At 64.9% G+C, this 16,839-nt stretch carries 16 protein-coding genes and 1 tRNA gene; 9 read left to right on the top strand and 8 right to left on the bottom strand.

Annotated elements, in window-relative coordinates; translation table 11 throughout:
* The first annotated feature begins 46 nt into the window (after window positions 1-46).
* From H3Z74_RS11615 to H3Z74_RS11605, 3 genes are read left to right on the top strand one after another with little or no spacing between them, the layout of a single operon-like run.
* Window positions 47-640 carry a TetR/AcrR family transcriptional regulator gene (locus H3Z74_RS11615; RefSeq protein WP_187764024.1) on the top strand — a complete coding sequence of 198 codons (594 nt, stop codon included), beginning with the start codon at window positions 47-49 and terminating at the stop codon, window positions 638-640.
* Window positions 637-1,065: a PaaI family thioesterase gene (locus tag H3Z74_RS11610; protein WP_187764023.1), complete on the top strand. Its 429-nt coding sequence runs from the start codon at window positions 637-639 to the stop codon at window positions 1,063-1,065. The genes H3Z74_RS11615 and H3Z74_RS11610 overlap by 4 nt, the downstream gene beginning before the upstream one ends.
* A complete protein-coding gene (locus H3Z74_RS11605; protein WP_187764022.1) occupies window positions 1,062-2,168 on the top strand; it encodes an HlyD family secretion protein in 1,107 nt (368 codons plus the stop codon). Before H3Z74_RS11610 ends, H3Z74_RS11605 begins: the two co-directional genes overlap by 4 nt.
* Before the next feature lie 91 nt (window positions 2,169-2,259).
* Here H3Z74_RS11605 and H3Z74_RS11600 read toward each other — a convergent pair whose 3' ends face one another.
* Window positions 2,260-3,174 carry a DMT family transporter gene (locus H3Z74_RS11600; protein WP_187764021.1) on the bottom strand — a complete coding sequence of 305 codons (915 nt, stop codon included), beginning with the start codon at window positions 3,172-3,174 and terminating at the stop codon, window positions 2,260-2,262.
* 214 nt (window positions 3,175-3,388) lie between these two features.
* On the opposite strand from H3Z74_RS11600, the gene H3Z74_RS11595 reads away from it, so the two are divergent.
* From H3Z74_RS11595 to H3Z74_RS11585, 3 genes are all read left to right on the top strand, one after another.
* Window positions 3,389-5,050 (top strand): MFS transporter, encoded by a 1,662-nt coding sequence (locus H3Z74_RS11595; protein ID WP_187764020.1) that lies wholly within the window; start codon window positions 3,389-3,391, stop codon window positions 5,048-5,050.
* A 76-nt stretch (window positions 5,051-5,126) separates the two neighbouring features.
* The gene (locus tag H3Z74_RS11590; protein WP_187764019.1) at window positions 5,127-6,233 is read left to right on the top strand and encodes an HlyD family secretion protein; all 1,107 of its coding nucleotides are present in this window, start codon (window positions 5,127-5,129) and stop codon (window positions 6,231-6,233) included.
* Window positions 6,230-7,618 (top strand): efflux transporter outer membrane subunit, encoded by a 1,389-nt coding sequence (locus tag H3Z74_RS11585; RefSeq protein ID WP_187764018.1) that lies wholly within the window; start codon window positions 6,230-6,232, stop codon window positions 7,616-7,618. Before H3Z74_RS11590 ends, H3Z74_RS11585 begins: the two co-directional genes overlap by 4 nt.
* Before the next feature lie 16 nt (window positions 7,619-7,634).
* Here H3Z74_RS11585 and H3Z74_RS11580 read toward each other — a convergent pair whose 3' ends face one another.
* The 6 genes from H3Z74_RS11580 to ypfJ all read right to left on the bottom strand — a co-directional run bounded on the left by H3Z74_RS11580 (window position 7,635) and on the right by ypfJ (window position 12,258).
* A complete protein-coding gene (locus H3Z74_RS11580) occupies window positions 7,635-7,775 on the bottom strand; it encodes a hypothetical protein (protein ID WP_187764017.1) in 141 nt (46 codons plus the stop codon).
* Window positions 7,775-9,874 (bottom strand): catalase, encoded by a 2,100-nt coding sequence (locus tag H3Z74_RS11575; RefSeq protein WP_187764016.1) that lies wholly within the window; start codon window positions 9,872-9,874, stop codon window positions 7,775-7,777. The genes H3Z74_RS11580 and H3Z74_RS11575 overlap by 1 nt, the downstream gene beginning before the upstream one ends.
* Window positions 9,875-9,956: 82 nt before the next feature.
* Window positions 9,957-10,424: a hypothetical protein gene (locus H3Z74_RS11570; protein ID WP_187764015.1), complete on the bottom strand. Its 468-nt coding sequence runs from the start codon at window positions 10,422-10,424 to the stop codon at window positions 9,957-9,959.
* Between the two features lie 116 nt (window positions 10,425-10,540).
* Window positions 10,541-10,616 (bottom strand) — tRNA-Ala (locus H3Z74_RS11565).
* A gap of 299 nt (window positions 10,617-10,915) precedes the next feature.
* Complete coding sequence (locus H3Z74_RS11560; protein WP_187764014.1) at window positions 10,916-11,353, bottom strand: acetyltransferase; 438 nt, start codon at window positions 11,351-11,353, stop codon at window positions 10,916-10,918.
* Window positions 11,350-12,258: a KPN_02809 family neutral zinc metallopeptidase gene (ypfJ, locus tag H3Z74_RS11555; protein WP_187764013.1), complete on the bottom strand. Its 909-nt coding sequence runs from the start codon at window positions 12,256-12,258 to the stop codon at window positions 11,350-11,352. The genes H3Z74_RS11560 and ypfJ overlap by 4 nt, the downstream gene beginning before the upstream one ends.
* Before the next feature lie 142 nt (window positions 12,259-12,400).
* Here ypfJ and H3Z74_RS11550 point away from each other — a divergent pair, with 142 nt between their 5' ends.
* The 3 genes from H3Z74_RS11550 to H3Z74_RS11540 all read left to right on the top strand — a co-directional run bounded on the left by H3Z74_RS11550 (window position 12,401) and on the right by H3Z74_RS11540 (window position 15,113).
* Entirely contained in the window at window positions 12,401-13,546 is a 1,146-nt protein-coding gene (locus H3Z74_RS11550) for a patatin-like phospholipase family protein (RefSeq protein WP_187764012.1), read from the top strand.
* A 24-nt stretch (window positions 13,547-13,570) separates the two neighbouring features.
* On the top strand, window positions 13,571-14,356 hold the full coding sequence (locus H3Z74_RS11545) for a 3-hydroxybutyrate dehydrogenase (RefSeq protein WP_187764011.1): 786 nt from the start codon (window positions 13,571-13,573) through the stop codon (window positions 14,354-14,356).
* Between the two features lie 238 nt (window positions 14,357-14,594).
* A complete protein-coding gene (locus H3Z74_RS11540) occupies window positions 14,595-15,113 on the top strand; it encodes a DUF4893 domain-containing protein (RefSeq protein WP_229727034.1) in 519 nt (172 codons plus the stop codon).
* Between the two features lie 729 nt (window positions 15,114-15,842).
* Here H3Z74_RS11540 and H3Z74_RS11535 read toward each other — a convergent pair.
* Window positions 15,843-16,814, bottom strand: coding sequence for a cation diffusion facilitator family transporter (locus tag H3Z74_RS11535; RefSeq protein WP_187764009.1), 972 nt, complete (start codon window positions 16,812-16,814; stop codon window positions 15,843-15,845).
* Window positions 16,815-16,839 lie beyond the last annotated feature (25 nt).

The raw sequence follows: 16,839 nt of genomic DNA, 5'->3' as shown, positions 1-16,839 counted from the left end.
CGGGGCATCATTATATTATATGCATCATATAAACGGAGACGACAAGATGCGCTACGACAGCGATCATAAGAGCGAGACGCGCAAGCGCGTGCTGACGGAGGCCGCGCGGGATATCCGTGCCAAGGGGCCGGGCGGCATCGCAGTCGCCGGGATCATGGCGCGCGCCGGGCTGACCCATGGCGGTTTCTATGCCCATTTCAAATCGAAGGACGAACTGATCGCTGAGGCGATCGGCACCATGTTCGACGATGCGCGGGGCCGCTTCGACAAGGCGATGGCGGAAAGCGATCCGGCCGCCGCGCTGCGCCTCTATCTCGATTTCTACCTTTCGCCGCGCCACCGCGACACGCGCGAGCGCGGCTGCCCATTGCCTGCCTTGTCGTCCGATCTGGCGCGGCTCGATCCGATCCCGCGTGCCCGCTTCGGCGAAGGCGTTGCTGCGCTGACCGGGCGGCTGGCCGACGCGCTCGACCGGCACGGTATCGCCGATGCGACGGTTGCGGCATCCTCCATGCTGTCGGAAATGGTCGGTGCGGTATCGCTGGCGCGCGCGGTAGATGACGCGGCGCAATCCGATGCGATCCTCGAAAATGCTGCAGCCATGCTGCGGCAGCGCTTCGGGCTGGAGGTGGCGGAATGAGCGACCTCAGCGGACTGGAGCAATTGCGCCGGATGATCGCCACCGATGCGCAGCCACCGATCGGCCGGACGCTCGATTTCTCGTTGGTCGAAGTGGGGGATGGTCGTGCGGTGTTCGAAGGCGATCCCGATGGGCGGACCTATAATCCGCTCGGCACGGTACATGGCGGCTATGCCGCGACCCTGCTCGATTCGGCGTGCGGCATCGCGACCCACTCGAAGCTCGCGCCCGGACAAAGCTACACCACGCTCGAGCTCAAAGTGTCGTACCACCGCGCGATGACCGCCGACACCGGGCCGGTCCGTGCCGAAGGGACGATCACTGCGTTCGGGCGCCGTGTCGCCTTTGCCGAGGCGAAGCTGACCGACGCCAATGGCCGTCTGCTTGCATCTGCCACCTCGACCTTGCTGGTGATCACGCCATGAACGCCATTACCATGCCGCTCGACGTGCCCGTAAAGGCAAAGCGCAAGCTGCCCCGTGCGCTGGTCGTTGGTGCTGGCGCTGTCCTGCTCGCCGGCGCTGGCGCAACCTGGATCGCGATGCCCGGCGCAAGCGAAAGCACCGACAATGCCTATCTGCGTGCCGATACGACCATCGTCTCGGCACGGGTTGGCGGCACCGTCACCGAAATGCTGGTGCGCGACAACCAGCAGGTCCGCGCCGGCGACCCGCTGATCCGGATCGATCCGCAGGAATATGATGCGAAACTGGCGGTTGCCCAGGCCTCGGTCAGCGATGCCGATGCCGGCGTCGCCAGCGCAAGGGCCGCGCTCGTCACGTTCGTCGCCGACCGGCAGGTTGCCGAAGCGGACGTCGAAGTGGCGCAAAGTACGATCGCCTCGGCTGACGCCGAACGCCGCCGCGCCGAAGCAGACACCGTGCGCTATCAGGCACTGGCGGAGCGCGGCTTCGTGACTCAGCGCGATGCCGAACGTATCGCGGCGGCGGCGGTGGATGCGCGGGCGCAACAGCGCCGCAGCGTCGCCAGCCTGGCGGTCAGTCGCGACAGAGCGTCGGCGACGAGTGTCCGGCGTGCCGCGCTCGAGGCCGATCTGGCCAAGGCGCAAGCGGTGGCGGCGCGCGCGCGGGCCAGCCTGAGGCTGGCGCAGCAGGATCGCGGCTATGCCTTTGTGCGCGCGGCGGTCTCGGGCACGATCGGCAATCGTCAGGCGCAGACCGGCGACCTGGTCCAGCCGGGCACGCGCTTGCTGACCATCGTGCCGCAGGCCGGTCTCTATGTGGTCGCCAACTTCAAGGAGACTCAGACCGGCCGGATGCTGATCGGCCAGCGCGCGCAGGTGAAGGTCGACGCGCTGGGCGGCGAAGCACTGAGCGGGCGGATCGACAGCTTCGCGCCGGCCTCGGGTTCGGAATTCGCGCTGCTGCCGTTCGAGCCTGGATCGGGCAATTTCACCAAGATCGTGCAGCGCGTGCCGGTGCGTATCGCGCTTGATCCGGGACAGGCAATGCTTGCGCGGCTGCGCCCCGGGCTGTCGGTGACGGCAACCGTGCGGGTCAAGCCTTAGCGCGGGATTGAACGGCAGTAGCCCTGAGCCTGTCGAAGGGCATCACGGCACATGGGCTTCGACAGGCTCCGCCCGAACGGAGGGGAGAGGCTTATCCCGCCTGGGCCGTCTCGCGGTGGAGCAATGCCGCCATCGCGATGCCGCTCAGGATCAACACCATGCCGGCGATGTGATAGGGATGGAGCGCCTCGCCGAGCAGAGCCGCCGCCAGCCCCGCGCCGAACAATGGCATCAGGCTGATCGTCTGGCCGGCGCGTGCCGCACCGATCTCGTCGACCGCTGAGTTGAACAGGAAATAGGCTACCACCGACGGCAGGATCGCAACATAGGCGAACGCGCCGATCACCGCCGGCCGCCATGTGATGTCTGCAACGGCGCGCCATTCGGAAAGCGCGAGCGGCAGCATCGTCAGGGCCGCGATGGTGAAGGTGACGGACAGGAAGGTCAGCTGGTGGATTGCCGGCCGGATACGCAACAGGCTGGTATAGATCGCCCAGGCAAGCACCGCGCACAGGATCAGCAGATCGCCAAAGCCAAGCTGCAGCCTCGCCAACACTTGCAGGTCGGCGCGGACCACGACCACTGCCACGCCGAGTGTCGACAGGATGACGCCGCCGACCTGCCATTCCCCGGCGCGCTCGCGGAAAAAGACCGCATTGCACACCAGCACCAGTGCCGGGATCGCCGCCTGCAGCAGCAACCCGTTGGTCGCGGTGGTATGATGAAGGCCCCAATAGAGGAAACCGTTGAACCCCGCGACGCCGACCAGGCCGAGCAGCAGCACCGGCCGCCATCCCGCGAGCAGCGCCGCGCGGTCGCGGCGCAGCGAGGCCCATGCGATCGGCAACAGGATGATCAGCGCGCCGGTCCAGCGTACGAAGGCGAGGGTAAAGGGCGGGATATCGTCCTTCACTGCCCGTGCGACGATCGAATTGCCCGCCCAGAACAGCATTACGATTGCGAGCATGAGATAGGCGCGGGTGACGTTGGGGGCAGGGCGGATCATGGCGCATCCCTAGCGATCAGCTCCTCCGCAAGCCAGTGCGCGGGAGGCGCTCTCTTTCCCGTCTTTCCCCGTTTGTTTCGAGCGAAGTCGAGAAACAAACCACAATAGTTGCGCTCAGTTTCTCGACTTCGCTCGAAACGAACGGCAGGGTGATGCATAGAAGGAGACGGGAATTCCATGATCCTTTTTGGCCGATCGTGCGTATAACGTAACAATGTTCGCGCGCCGTCTCCGCACTTTCTTCACTGAGGAACAATGGACCTTCGCGCCGCACGAACGCGCGATGATGCCGGGATCGCCGGCATCGCCTGCTCATCCGACCGGGCGGCGCTTCGCTTATGGTGCGATCGCGATCCTGGTCGGGCTGACCGGCGGGCTCGGCAATGCGCTGATCTCGGTCAACACCACGACCTTGCAGGGCTCGCTCGGCCTCGATCCGGCGGAGATTGCGTGGCTGCCGACGGTCTATGTGATGACCAACACGTCGATCAACCTGCTGCTGATCAAGTTCCGCCAGCAATATGGCCTGCGTCCGTTCACGATGATCTTCCTCGGGCTCTATGTCCTGCTGACCTTCGCGCATCTGTTCGTGCATGATTTCTGGTCAGCGATCGCGGTGCGCGCAGCCAGCGGCATGGCGGCGGCCGCCCTGTCTACCCTGGCGCTGTATTACATCATGCAGGCATTGCCGGCGAAATGGCGGTTGAAGGGCGTGGTGCTTGGCATCGGCATTCCGCAATGCGCCTTGCCGCTGGCGCGACTCTTCTCGCCCGACTTGCTGGCGATGTCGCAGTGGCGCGCGCTATACCTGTTCGAACTTGGCCTGGCGTTGGTCTCGTTCGCGGCGGTCGCGTGGCTCAGGCTGCCGCCAACCGAGCGCAAGCCGGCGTTCGAGCCGCTCGATTTCGTCACCTTCATCCTGTTCGGTGGCAGCGTCGCCTTGTTCGCTGCCGTGCTCGGCGAGGGGCGGATCGTGTGGTGGACCGAGGCGAGCTGGATCGGCTGGGCACTGATCGCCGCGATCCCGATGTTCGGCGCCGCGCTGGCGATCGAGCATCGCCGCGCCAATCCGCTGCTCAACACTCGCTGGCTGGGCAGCGCCGATATCGTGCGCTTCACCATCGTCACGATCATGGCGCGCATCGTCCTGTCGGAACAGACCTTCGCTGCGGTCGGGCTGCTCAATACGCTGGGCCAGAACAATGACCAGCTCGGGCCGCTGTTCGCGATCATCTTTCTCGCCTCGGTCGCCGGCGTGGTGGCGAGTGCGGTGACCTTGAACGTCGAACGGCTGACTCACCCGATCATGCTCGCGATCGGGCTGGTCGCGGTCGCTGCTTTCGCCGATTCTTTCTCGACCAGCCTGACTCGTGCACCGCAATTCTATCTCACTCAGGCGGTGATCGCCTTTGCCGCGACCTTCTTCCTCGGCCCGGCTTTGCTGTTCGGCATGACTCGCGCGCTGCAACAGGGCGCTGGGCATATCATCAGCTTCATAGCGCTGTTCGGGATCGTCAATTCGATCGGCGGGCTCGGTGGCGCGGCCCTGCTCGGCACCTATCAGACGATTGCGGAAAAGGCGCACAGCGCAGCGATCGTCCAGTCGATCAGCCCGACCGATCCGCAGGTCACCGCGCGGCTGGCGGCGGGTGGGGCCGGGGTCGCGCGCGTGATCGGCGATCCCACGCTGCGCGCGGCGGAGGGCGGCGCATTGCTCTCCCAGACCGCGACGCGCGAGGCCAATGTGCTGGCCTATAACGACACGTTCCGGTTGATCGCGGTACTGGCCGCGCTCACTACATTGTACCTCGCTTTCCTGCTTGCGCGCCGCAGCTGGCGCGCTCGCCGGGCGGCGATGATCGAGGCTGCGACATGACCGATACCCAAACGCCATCACCAGGTCCGCCCCCAGGTTCTCCGACCCCACCGGCACCCCCGTCGCCGCGGCGCCGGTGACCGAGGAGCGCGCTGCCGAGGCACCGGCCGCACCGGTCGGGTCGGGCTGGAAGCCGCCGCGCGATTCCCGCACCGTGCTGATCGTCATCGCGGTGATCGCGGTCGCCGGGATCCTTGCGGTGCTTGCCGCCTGGCGGCTGCCGCCCTTTGCGAGCGATTTCCAGTCGACCGACAATGCCTATGTGCGCGGCCGCACCACGGTGATCAGCCCGCAGGTCAGTGGTTATGTGACTCAGGTGTATGTGCGCGACTTCGATGTCGTGAAGGCCGGGCAGCCGCTGGTCCAGATCGACGACCGCATCTATCGTCAACGCGTCGAACAGGCTGGCGCGCAGGTCGCCGGACAGGAAGCGACTCTGGCCAATAGCGAACAGGCGGCGCGGTCGCGCGCGGCAAGCCTGCAGGCGCAGGACGCGGCGGTCGCCAATGCGCAGGCGCAATTGCTCCGCGCTCAGGCCGACATGAACCGGATCAATGATCTGGTCACGGACGGATCGGTGTCGCTGCGCGAGCGCGACCAGACGCTGGCGGCGTTGCGACAGGCACAGGCCGGCGTGTTGCAGGCGCGCGCCGCGCGTGAGATCGCGCGGCAGGACATCCGCACCGTCGAGGTCGGCAAGGGCGGGCAGCAGGCCGGGGTGAGCGGCGCGGAAGCGGCGCGGCGGCTGGCGCAGATCGACCTCGACAATACGGTGATCCGCGCGCCCGAAACCGGGCGGCTGAGCGAAGTCGGCGTGCGGCTCGGCCAATATGTCACCAGCGGATCGCAGCTGATGTTCCTGGTCCCGCCCGAAACCTGGGTGATCGCCAATTTCAAGGAAGCGCAGACTGCGCGCATTCGCGTCGGCCAGCCTGCGAGCTTCACCGTCGATGGCCTGGCCAATGCGCGGCTGACCGGGAAGGTCGAGCAGTTGTCACCAGCCGCCGGATCCGAGTTCGCGGTGCTCAAATCGGACAATGCAACGGGCAATTTCACCAAGGTGCCGCAACGTATCGCCGTGCGCATCCGCGTCGATCCGGGGCAACAACTGGCAGCGCAGCTTCGTCCCGGCATGTCGGTACAGGCGCGCGTCGACACCGCCGGTGCGCCGAAGATCCGATGAACCTTCGGCTGCTCCCCTTGCTGCTTGCCGCCGCGGCCCCGGCATGCACTGGTCCACGACCCGAAGCGCCGGCGGCGACTGCCGTGGTCGCGCCGCCGGCCTGGCGCACGGCGCTTGGCCCGGGCGAGCCGGTTCGCGCGGACTGGTGGGCGGCATTCGGCGATCCGGTCCTGACCGGGCTGGTCGAGCGTGCCTTGACCAACAATCCCGATCTCGGCGCTGCCGCCGCGCGCGTCGAGGAGGCGCGTGCGCAGGAGCGGTTGTCGCGCGCGCAATTGCTGCCTCAGGTCAATGTCGCCGCGCCCGGCTCCGAAGCGCGCGCGCTCAACCCATTTGGTATTGCGACGACCAATACCGGCGCGCAACCGGCGATCTCGGCCAGCTACGATCTCGACCTGTTCGGCCGCTTGCGCCAGGCCAATGCCGCCACCCGCGCGCAATTGCTGGCGAGCGAAGGCGCGCGCGATACGGTGCGCCTGGGCATCGCGAGCAGCGTCGCGAGCGGGTACATCACGCTCCGCGCGCTGGACGCTCGCCTCGCGGTGGCGCGCGATACGCTTGCGTCGCGCGGCGAGGCGCTGCGCATTGCTCGCCGCCGTGCCGAAACGGGGTATACCTCGAACCTCGAACTGCATCAGGCGGAAGGGGAGTATCGTTCGACCGAGCAGCTTGTGCCGCAGGCCGAACTTGCGATCAGTCGGCAGGAAAACGCACTGCGCCTGCTGCTCGGCGAGACGCCCGGTGCAATCGTTCGCGGCACGGCGCTTACCGCTTTGTCAGCCCCGTCGATCCCGGACGGGCTGCCCGCCGACTTGTTGCGCCGCCGCCCCGACCTGTTCCAGGCCGAACAGAGCCTGGTCGCGGCCGATCGCTCGCTCGACAGCCTGCGCGCCGCCATGCTGCCCAATCTCAGCCTGACCGGATCGGTCGGTCTGGTCCTGTCCACCGCCTTGTCCAACCCGGTCGGCGTCTTCTCGCTCGGCGGCAGCGTGCTGTCCCCGATCTTCGATGGCGGCCGGTTGCGCGCCCAGGCCGATGCCGGCGCCGCGCGCCGCGATCAGGCTGCGTTCGCATACCGCAAGGCTGCACTCGCCGCGTTCCGCGAAGTCGATGACAGCCTGGCCGGGGTGCAGCGATCGGGCGAACAGGCCGTCGCCATCGCCGGGCAGCGCGATGCGCTGGCGGCGGCGCTGCGCAACGCCAGCAACCGCTACCGGGCCGGCTATTCTTCCTATCTCGACCAGCTCGATACGCAACGCGGCCTGCTCACTGCCGAACTGGCGCTGGTACAGGCACGCGCCGACCGGCTGACCGCCTATGTCGCGCTGTATCAGGCATTCGGGGGCGGGTGGTCGCAGCAGGATGTGGAACGCGTATCGCGCTAATATTTGCCCCTGTCACTCAAGCCGCCCGGCCGGCAATTTCGTCGGGCGAGGTGCCGTCGCAACTGGTTGGGCCGTCGCCCCACCGGCGGGCTTCCTTGAAATCGAGCGCGGCGGCGGCCTCCATGCGCCGCCGCAGACGTTCGATTTCATCGACCATCAGGCGAGCGTGCGCACGCCCGGCTCGCGCGCCCAATAGCGTTTGGCCGCGGCGGCGGTGAAACCCTTGTCGAGTGGAACCACACCGTCGTCGGGCGTCACCCCGGCCTTGTCGAGCAATGGCTGCGCTTCGGTGGTATGACCGATCGCCTTGAGATGGCCGAACGCATCCATCACGAATTGCACCGCCGCCGCTTCCTTGAGCAATGCCGCGCAGCCTTTGTCGGACAGCGCCACGACGATCGCATCGGCGAGCACCGAGGGATAACCGGCGAGCTGCGCGTCGGCCTTGAGCAGCGAGCCGTCGGACAGCTTCGCGCCACCGACGCGTGGCGCGACGATCACCGCGCGGGCGCCGGCATCGGTGATTGCCCTGGTCATGCTCGCAACGACCTTGGCGTCCGATCCGTCGGCGACGAGCAGCGCGATCGAATGGCCGGCGATATCCTGCGGCGCGCGGGGTCCTTCGATGATGCGCAGAGCAGGGGACGGGGTGAGATCCTGGGCCGGCTTGGCCGCTTTGGATGCCTTGGGCAGCGGCATGTTGAGTCCGGTGGCGACGCGTTTTGCTAGGTCGGGATCGACATTGACTAGGTTGGACAGCATCCGTGTGCGGACGTGCTCGAGGCCCACCTTGGACAGTTCGAACACCAGCGCCGAGGCGAGATGCGCCTGTTCCGGCGCCGCAAGCGAGCGAAAGAACAGCCGGGCCTGGCTGTAATGATCGGCAAAACTGTCGGGCCGGATGCGCAGCTTGTCGCCTTGCTCATCCTCGCCGTCGCGGTCGGGAAAGGTCGTGAACCCGCTCATCGGGCATTCACGAGGACCACCATCCTCACCCGCCTCGGACAGGCTGTTGGGCTCATAGTTCGCCCGCCCCTTGGGCACCGCCATCTGCATATGGCCGTCGCGCTGGAAATTCATCACCGGGCATTTTGGTGCATTGATCGGTAGCTGATGGAAATTAGTCGAGCCAAGGCGCTTCAACTGCGTGTCGAGATAGGAGAACAGCCGCCCCTGCAGCAGCGGGTCATTGGTGAAATCCACACCGGGCACGATATTCGCCGGGCAATAGGCGACCTGCTCGGTCTCGGCGAAGAAATTGTCGGGATAGCGATCGAGCACCATGCGCCCGATCATACGCACCGGCAGAACTTCTTCAGGAATGATCTTGGTCGGGTCGAGCACATCGAACGGCAGGCTGTCGGCGAAGTCCTGATCGAACGCCTGAATGCCCAGCTCCCATTCGGGGAAGTCGCCGCGATCGATCGCCTCGAACAGGTCGCGACGGTGGAAATCAGGGTCGGCCCCTGCGATCTTCACTGCTTCGTCCCAGCAGGTCGACTGTACGCCCTGTTTCGGCTTCCAATGGAATTTGACGAAGGTCGATTTGCCCTTCGCATTGACCAGCCGGAAGGTGTGGATGCCGAACCCCTCCATCGTGCGCAGCGAGCGCGGGATGGTGCGGTCTGACATCGCCCACATGATCATGTGAGTCGATTCCGGCATCAGGCTGATGAAATCCCAGAAGGTGTCATGCGCCGAGGCCGCCTGGGGATAGCCGGTCTGCGCCTCCATTTTTACCGAATGGATCAAGTCGGGGAATTTGATCGCATCCTGGATGAAGAACACCGGGATATTGTTCCCGACCAGATCCCAATTGCCCTCCCGGGTATAGAATTTGACCGCAAAGCCGCGCACGTCGCGCGGCGTATCGACGGATCCCGCACCGCCGGCGACGGTGGAGAACCGCGTGAACAGCGGGGTCTTCTCGCCGGCGCGCTGGAACAGGTCGGCCTTGGTGATGTCGGCCAGGCTTTCATATAGTTCGAAATAGCCATGCGCGGCCGAGCCGCGGGCATGGACGATGCGCTCCGGGATGCGCTCATGGTCGAAGTGGAAGATCTTCTCGCGCAGCACGAAATCTTCAAGCAGCACCGGCCCGCGCGCGCCGGCCTTGAGCTGATTCTGGTTGTCGGAAACGCGGATGCCCTGATTGGTGGTCAGGCCAGTCGCGGCCTCATCACCCGCCTGCTGATGGGTCTCGCCGCCATTGCCTGGCTTGATCGTGTCGGACTTGGCGTCGCTTTTGGTGACCATGGTGCGTTTCCTTTTGGATGTACCCGGTCAACCGCCGGGTACGCCCTTAAGGTCCGCCTTTTTCAGACCAACTTGCTTTCGATCAGGACGATTTCTTCCGCTTGAGCCGGCGCGCGTTGGCGGTCGCCTGTTTGTGGATCGGCGCGAGGCCAACCGCACTGAGGTTGGCGCTGCGCTCGGCGGTATTGATCGCATAGCGCGTAGCGCGCGAACCCGCGCTGCTCATCTCGGCCAGAGTCGGCGCGCGTCCGCGCAGCGCCATGCCCCAAAAGGCCTGGACTTCGGTCAGCAAGGCAGTTTGCATCGACCACCATTCATTGGCCACGGCCAGGCCGGATTTCGAAAAGGCGTCGACCTTTTCCGGAATCATGCGCGAGAACTCGGCATAATCACCGGCCAGCGGATTGCGCATCGCGGTGTCGATCATGCCCGTACGGCGCTCGACCACGCTGTTCGATGCCGCCAGCGTTTCCATCGCGCGCAGTCCGGTGCGCGACATATCTGTCCAGATCGATGTGAGGCGCAGCCAGGACGAAAAGGGATCGGACATATCGGGACTCTCCGTCACCCGGGATCGGGCGCATGGTGAACGCGGCGCATCGGTGAAAGGGCCCGGACGACGGGCTATATATTTATGGCGGAAAACTATGCTCGGCGCGGCAGGTCTGGTGGAGCTGAGGGGAATCGAACCCCTGACCTCTGCAGTGCGATTGCAGCGCTCTCCCATCTGAGCTACAGCCCCGCTCCACCCCGGCAGAGCCGGAGTGTCGCCTCTAGCGAGGCTTTTTCCGGGATGCAACCGGGTCCCTCACCGCCGTAAAAGACGACATTGCGCCGAGCCGCGCGTTGCGGGCGATGACGTGTGGAGCGGACCTCGACCGGAGCTTTTCTGCGACCTATTGATCGCTGATTGCCCTTCTTCTGCGGAAGGGCAATTGCGTGGTGGCGTGAGCTGAGGGCGATCTCCCTTTCTTGCTCTCGCTTGCGCGTCGCGCTCCTCCCCTCTCCCTGATCCGGGAGAGGGGATTTTGTTATGCCGGTTCAGTCCCGCTGCATTACCAGCAGCGGATAGGGGCGGCCCTCGCCGTCGAGCGGCTTGCGGTCGATCGTGCGGAAACCCCAATGTTCATAGATCGCGCAAGCGGCGTGATTCTGCTCATTGACCTCGACGAACAGCGGGACGCCCCGCGGCAGGGCGGCGTCGACCAGGGCGCGTCCGATGCCCCGACCATGACAGGCCGGATCGACGAATAGCGCGTTGATCTCTACGCCCTCCTCGACATCGATAAAGCCGAGCGGGCGATCATCATGATCGACCGCCACGGTGAAGGAAGCGGTCGGGAAATAGTCGGTGCGGACCATCTCGGTGATCCCGGCAAGGTCGTCAGGCGTCAGGAAATCATGCGTGGCGTGGACGGCTGCCTGCCACAGCTCGAACAATCTTGGCCGATCCGCATCGGCCACCGGTCTGATTCTCATGCGCCGCCGTTGAATGTGTCGCACTGGCGCGGGTCGCCGCTGTCGATTCCGCGTTTCAGCCAGGCCTGACGCTGCGCCGAGCTGCCATGGGTGAAGCTGTCGGGCACGACGCGGCCCTGTGCCTCGCGTTGCAGCGTGTCGTCGCCGATCGCCTGCGCTGCGGTCAACCCTTCCTCAAGGTCGCCCGGCTCCATGCGGTCGCGATTCTGCGCGGCCCACACCCCGGCATAGCAATCCGCCTGCAACTCGAGCTTGACCGACAGCGCATTGCCTTCGGTCCGGCTGCTGCGCTGCATCGCCGATTGCACCTTGTCGGACGTGCCGAGCAGATTCTGGATGTGATGGCCGAATTCATGCGCGATGACATAATCTTGCGCGAAATCGCCCTTCGCGCCGAAACGTTGTTCCAGTTCTGCGAAGAAGCTGGTGTCGAGATAGATGCCCTGATCGCTCGGGCAGTAGAACGGGCCCATCGCCGATTGCGCGGCACCACAGCCCGACTGGCCCTGGCCACCGAAGAACACCAGCTTGGGCGCGCGGAAATTGCTGCCGAGCAATTGCTGCCAGGTCTTGTCGGCGGAGCTGAACGCGTTGCACGCGGCGCGTGCCGATGCGTCGGTGGTGCAGGCCGACGCCGCGGTGCCGTCGCTTACCCGCGGTCGTTGCTGGCCGACCTGTTCGGTCGGGGCGGAAAGCTGCGAGATTCCGCCAAGGCCACCGCCGAAGAAGAACATCACCGCCAGCAACACCGCAACGCCGGCACAGCCGAACCGGCTGAACACCAGCGGGAGCAGGCCGAGCAGCAAGCCGCCGCCGCCGCCACCGCCGCCAAGGTTGAAACCGCCGCCACCCTGGCCGCGCTGATCCTCGACATTGATGTTGGGATCGAAATCATCGAGCCGCATGGCGAATGCCCCGTTCGTTGCCGTTATGCCATGAATGCGCAGGGAATGGCCTGGTTGCAAGAGAAGGTCCGATTCCTTCCATGACACCGAATTCATCAAACTGTCGTTGAACCGGGCGCATCGGTCGCCCATGTGCGACGCCATGGCCGATACAGACCCCGCTTCGAAGCCGCGCCGCAAGGCAAAGGCGATGCCGCTGCCCGAGTGCGTGGCGCTGGTGTTGCAGGGTGGCGGCGCGCTGGGCAGCTATCAGGCCGGGGTGATCGAGGGCCTGGCGAGCAGCGGAATCGAGATCGACTGGGTTGCCGGTATCTCGATCGGTGCGGTCAATGCGGCGATCGTTGCCGGCAATCCGCCCGAGCGGCGAGTCGAGCGGCTGAGCGCCTTTTGGGACACGGTAACGGGTTCGCTGCCCAGCTTCCCGATCTTCCCCAACGATCATGTGCGCGAATTCGTCCATGAATGGTCGGCGGGTTTTGTCGCGATGACCGGCGTACCCGGCTTTTTCCGTCCGCGGATGGTGGCGCCCGCCTTTGCCACGCCGGGGTCGCCCGAAGCGCTGAGCTTCTACGATTCCGCGCCCCTGAAGGATACGCTCAACGAATTGATCGACTGGGACCTGCTCAACCATGGCCCCGTACGGCTGTCGGTCGGCGCGGTCGATGTCGAGAGCGGCAATTTCCAGTATTTCGATACGATCGAACGCACCATCGATGCGCGTCACGTCATGGCGTCGGGCGCGCTCCCGCCGGGCCTGCCGCCGATCGAGATCGACGGACGGCTGTGGTGGGATGGCGGCCTGGTATCGAACACGCCGCTGTCGCATGTGCTCGACCATCAGAGTGACGAGATGCTGGTATTCCAGATCGACCTGTTCTCGGCCACTACCGAGAAGATGAAGACGATCATGGACGTGATGGCGCGAGAAAAGGAAATCCGCTTTTCAAGCCGGACACGCGAAGTGTCGAGCCAGTTGATGCGCCTGCGGCAGGATCGCGAGGCGATCCGCAAGGTGCTCGCCAAGCTGCCCGAGGGGATGCACAACGACCCCGACGTCGTCGCGCTGACCGCGCGCGCGGCGGAGGATCCGGTCAATCTTGTCCATCTGATCTACCGCGCCAATGCGTGGGAAGGGGGCAGCCGCGATTTCGAGTTTTCGGCGCGGACGATGCGCGAGCATTGGGAAGCCGGTCAGTTGGCGGTGGCCGAGACGATGGCGAATTCGCAACTGGTCGCGGCCAACATCCTGACCGGCAAGAGCGCCGCGTTCGACCTCACCACACGTTAAAGTTTCCAGCAAAGGAGTTTGTCGATGTTCCTCAAGGGCAAGAGCGCGATCATCACCGGGTCCACATCGGGCATTGGCCTTGCCTATGCCAAGGCGTTCGCCGCCGAGGGCGCGAGCGTCGTGATCAACGGTTTCGGCGATGCCGCGCAGATCGAGAAAGAGCGCGCGGCGCTTGAGGCGACGAGCGGCGCCAAGGCGCTCTACGATGCCGCCGACATGACCAAGCCCGACGAGATCGCGGCAATGGTCGCGCGCTGCCATGCCGAGCTGGGCGGGCCGGACATCATCGTCAACAATGCCGGCATCCAGCATGTCGCGCCGATCGAGGATTTTCCGGCCGACAAGTTCGAGGCGATCATCAAGATCAACCTGACCTCGGCCTGGTATCTGATCCAGGCCGCGGTACCGCTGATGAAGGCGGCCAAATGGGGACGGATCATTTCGACCGCCTCGGCGCACTCGCTCGTCGCGAGCCCCAACAAGAGCGCCTATGTGATGGCCAAGCACGGCATTGCCGGCCTGACCAAGACGATCGCGCTGGAAACGGCGACGCACGGCATCACGGTCAACTGCATTTCGCCGGGCTATGTCTGGACGCCGCTGGTCGAGGGGCAGATCCCCGACACGATGAAGTCGCGCGGGCTGACGCGCGAACAGGTGATCAACGACGTGCTGCTCGACGCGCAGCCGACCAAGGAGTTCGTCACGCCCGAACAGGTTGCGTCGCTGGCGCTCTATCTGTGTGGCGATGCGGCGAAGTCGATCACCGGCGCGAACCTGTCGATCGATGGGGGCTGGACCGCCGCCTGATCGGTCAGGCGCCGTTCGGGCAGGCCGGCCCTACCCAGAACGACCCGGAAAACCTGAAACGCCTTGGCAACCATGGCGAGACGTGGTTCGTTGACGGATACAGAGTCAAAAAACTGGTCGCGCATTGATGAAAAGATTCGGGTTCGCCCTGGCCGCTTGCGGGGCGCTTATGGCGTGCGGTGGCAAAGGTGCCAGTCCCGCGACAGCATCTACCCCTGCTGCGCTGGACTGGCGCCAGGTGGCGACCAAGGGCGACCGGATACGCCTGCGCAACTGGCGTGACGCCTGGATGACGGCGCTGGCCAAGGCGCAAGCGTCGGGCAATGGTCAGGCGATCGCGGCGGAGGGCGTGCTGTTTGACCCGGATCGTGCGTTGAGCAATGCGCTGCCGCCTGCCGGGAGCTATCGCTGCCGGGTGTTCAAACTCGGCGCCAACGGCACGGCGGCGCATGATTTCATAGCCTATCCCTGGTTCGGATGCCGCGTCGACGCCGAGGGCGAGGTGTCGAGCTTCTACAAGTCCAACGGGTCGCAGCGGCCGGTCGGGCTGGCATTTCCCGACGGCGATATGCGCGGCGTGTTCCTTGGTACGATGGTGTTCGGTGATGAGACGACGGCGCTCGATTATGGGCGCGACGCTGACCGCGACATGGCGGGGATCATCGACCGGGTGGACGACAAGAGATGGCGAATTGCGCTGCCCTATCCGAAGTTCGAATCCATCCTCGATGTCGTCGAGATCGTGCCTGCGAGCTAGGTCTGGTCGATTTGGGGGAATCCTTCCCCCGTTCGGGCTGAGCCTGTCGAAGCTCATGCACTGGGCGTGCCCTTCGACAAGCTCAGGGCGAACGGGAGTGTGGGGCAACTCATACCAACTGCATTGATGCCGACCTACCTCTACTGTTTCCCCGGCGAAGGCCGGGGCCCAGTCGGGAAGGTCGAGGCGGCAACGCGAAGCGCCAGACCAACAAACCCTTACCAACTGGGCCCCGGCCTTCGCCGGGGAAGCAGGTAGGATGAGTCAGCGTCAATGCGAGCTGTCTTGGCTCGGAAATGCCCAAGCAGCGTGAGTCATGCACGAAGCCATTGCGCTGGTAGCGCCGTGGCAATGCTGTTTTCCCGACACTGAGAAAGAGCGCGCCGGTATTAGTCCGGCAAGGGATGATATGCCCGATCCCGCGTCATGCTTGAATCGCCGCCAGCTCATCGAGGGGCGGGCGGTACGAGATATGGGACACCGGTAGTGCCATATCTCGGGCCTCCGGTTCGCGGCATCGCGAAAACAGGCGGCAGAGATATGGGACACCGGTAGTGTCATATCTCAGGGCCCCGTCAGCAGCACCGCGAAGACCGGCGGCAGAGATATGGGACACCCGCCGTCCCGATGAGTGGCTGGAATATTATAATTATTTATCAAGTAGTTAATGTATAATCAGCACTGGAGCGCTGCCAGATTCTGCGTGCGAATCCGGGCGATCGCCGCGCGTTACCGATCGCCGGTCGGGGCCCCTTCATTCACCTCGACATTGAGGCGCGGCGCGTCTTCGGCTTTCTCCGGGCGGATATAGATTGACGACAGCATCGGCTCGGCTGCCTTCAACTCCGCCTCGATCCGTTCGATCAGCGTCTCGGCCTCGCCCATCGACAGAGTATCGCGGAAATCGGCGCTGATCGCGACGAAGATCCTTTGCGGCGCCGTGTGGATCGTGCGGACGTGATTGACCGTGGTGATGTCGGGATAGCGATCGACGATCTTGCGGACCTTGGCGACGACCGCGGCATCGGCGCCTTCGCCGATCAGCAGACCCTTGGCTTCACGGGCGAGGAGGATCGCGACCAGCGCCAGCACCAGGCCGATCGCGATCGAGGCAATACCGTCGAGCCGCGCATCGCTGAAGAAATGGCTCGCCCAGATGCCGGTCGCGGCGATGATCAGGCCAGCGAGTGCCGCGCTGTCCTCGAACAGGATGATGAATCCCGCAGGGTCCTTGGATTCGCGGATCGACTGCCACCAGCCGGCCGATCCGCGCGTGGCGTTGAATTCGCGCATGGCGATGAACCAGGACGATCCTTCCAGCGCAAAGGCCACGCCAAGCACGATGTAATTGAGCGTCGGGTTGGACAATTCCTCCGGATGGATGAAATGTTCATAGCCCTCATAGACCGAGATGCCTGCGCCGACCGCGAAGATCAGGATGGCGACGACAAAGGCCCAGAAATAAAGCTCTCGACCATAGCCGAACGGGTGCTCCTCGTCGGGCGGTTGCTTGCCGCGCTTCTGGCCATAGAGGAGCAAGATCTGGTTGAGGCTGTCGATGACCGAGTGAAATCCTTCGGTCAGCATCGACGACGACCCGGAAATGCCCGCAGCGATGAACTTGGCCACCGCGATGCCGAGGTTCGCGGCGAGTGCCGCCAGGATGACCAGGTTCGACCCGCCTTGTTTGGATGCCGACATCGTGGATGGTCCTGCCTTTCGGCAG

The organism is Sphingomonas alpina (assembly GCF_014490665.1).
GTDB lineage: Bacteria > Pseudomonadota > Alphaproteobacteria > Sphingomonadales > Sphingomonadaceae > Sphingomonas > Sphingomonas alpina.
The sequence above is the reverse complement of the archived record's forward strand: the minus strand, read 5'-3'. Positions and strand labels throughout refer to the sequence as shown.

Coding starts and splice junctions, on each gene's coding strand:
- H3Z74_RS11615 (WP_187764024.1), top strand. CDS start 47: ATGCGCTACGACAGCGATCATAAGAGCGAGACGCGCAAGCGCGTGCTG.
- H3Z74_RS11610 (WP_187764023.1), top strand. CDS start 637: ATGAGCGACCTCAGCGGACTGGAGCAATTGCGCCGGATGATCGCCACC.
- H3Z74_RS11605 (WP_187764022.1), top strand. CDS start 1,062: ATGAACGCCATTACCATGCCGCTCGACGTGCCCGTAAAGGCAAAGCGC.
- H3Z74_RS11600 (WP_187764021.1), bottom strand. CDS start 3,174: ATGATCCGCCCTGCCCCCAACGTCACCCGCGCCTATCTCATGCTCGCA.
- H3Z74_RS11595 (WP_187764020.1), top strand. CDS start 3,389: ATGTTCGCGCGCCGTCTCCGCACTTTCTTCACTGAGGAACAATGGACC.
- H3Z74_RS11585 (WP_187764018.1), top strand. CDS start 6,230: ATGAACCTTCGGCTGCTCCCCTTGCTGCTTGCCGCCGCGGCCCCGGCA.
- H3Z74_RS11580 (WP_187764017.1), bottom strand. CDS start 7,775: ATGGTCGATGAAATCGAACGTCTGCGGCGGCGCATGGAGGCCGCCGCC.
- H3Z74_RS11575 (WP_187764016.1), bottom strand. CDS start 9,874: ATGGTCACCAAAAGCGACGCCAAGTCCGACACGATCAAGCCAGGCAAT.
- H3Z74_RS11570 (WP_187764015.1), bottom strand. CDS start 10,424: ATGTCCGATCCCTTTTCGTCCTGGCTGCGCCTCACATCGATCTGGACA.
- H3Z74_RS11560 (WP_187764014.1), bottom strand. CDS start 11,353: ATGAGAATCAGACCGGTGGCCGATGCGGATCGGCCAAGATTGTTCGAG.
- ypfJ (WP_187764013.1), bottom strand. CDS start 12,258: ATGCGGCTCGATGATTTCGATCCCAACATCAATGTCGAGGATCAGCGC.
- H3Z74_RS11550 (WP_187764012.1), top strand. CDS start 12,401: ATGGCCGATACAGACCCCGCTTCGAAGCCGCGCCGCAAGGCAAAGGCG.
- H3Z74_RS11545 (WP_187764011.1), top strand. CDS start 13,571: ATGTTCCTCAAGGGCAAGAGCGCGATCATCACCGGGTCCACATCGGGC.
- H3Z74_RS11535 (WP_187764009.1), bottom strand. CDS start 16,814: ATGTCGGCATCCAAACAAGGCGGGTCGAACCTGGTCATCCTGGCGGCA.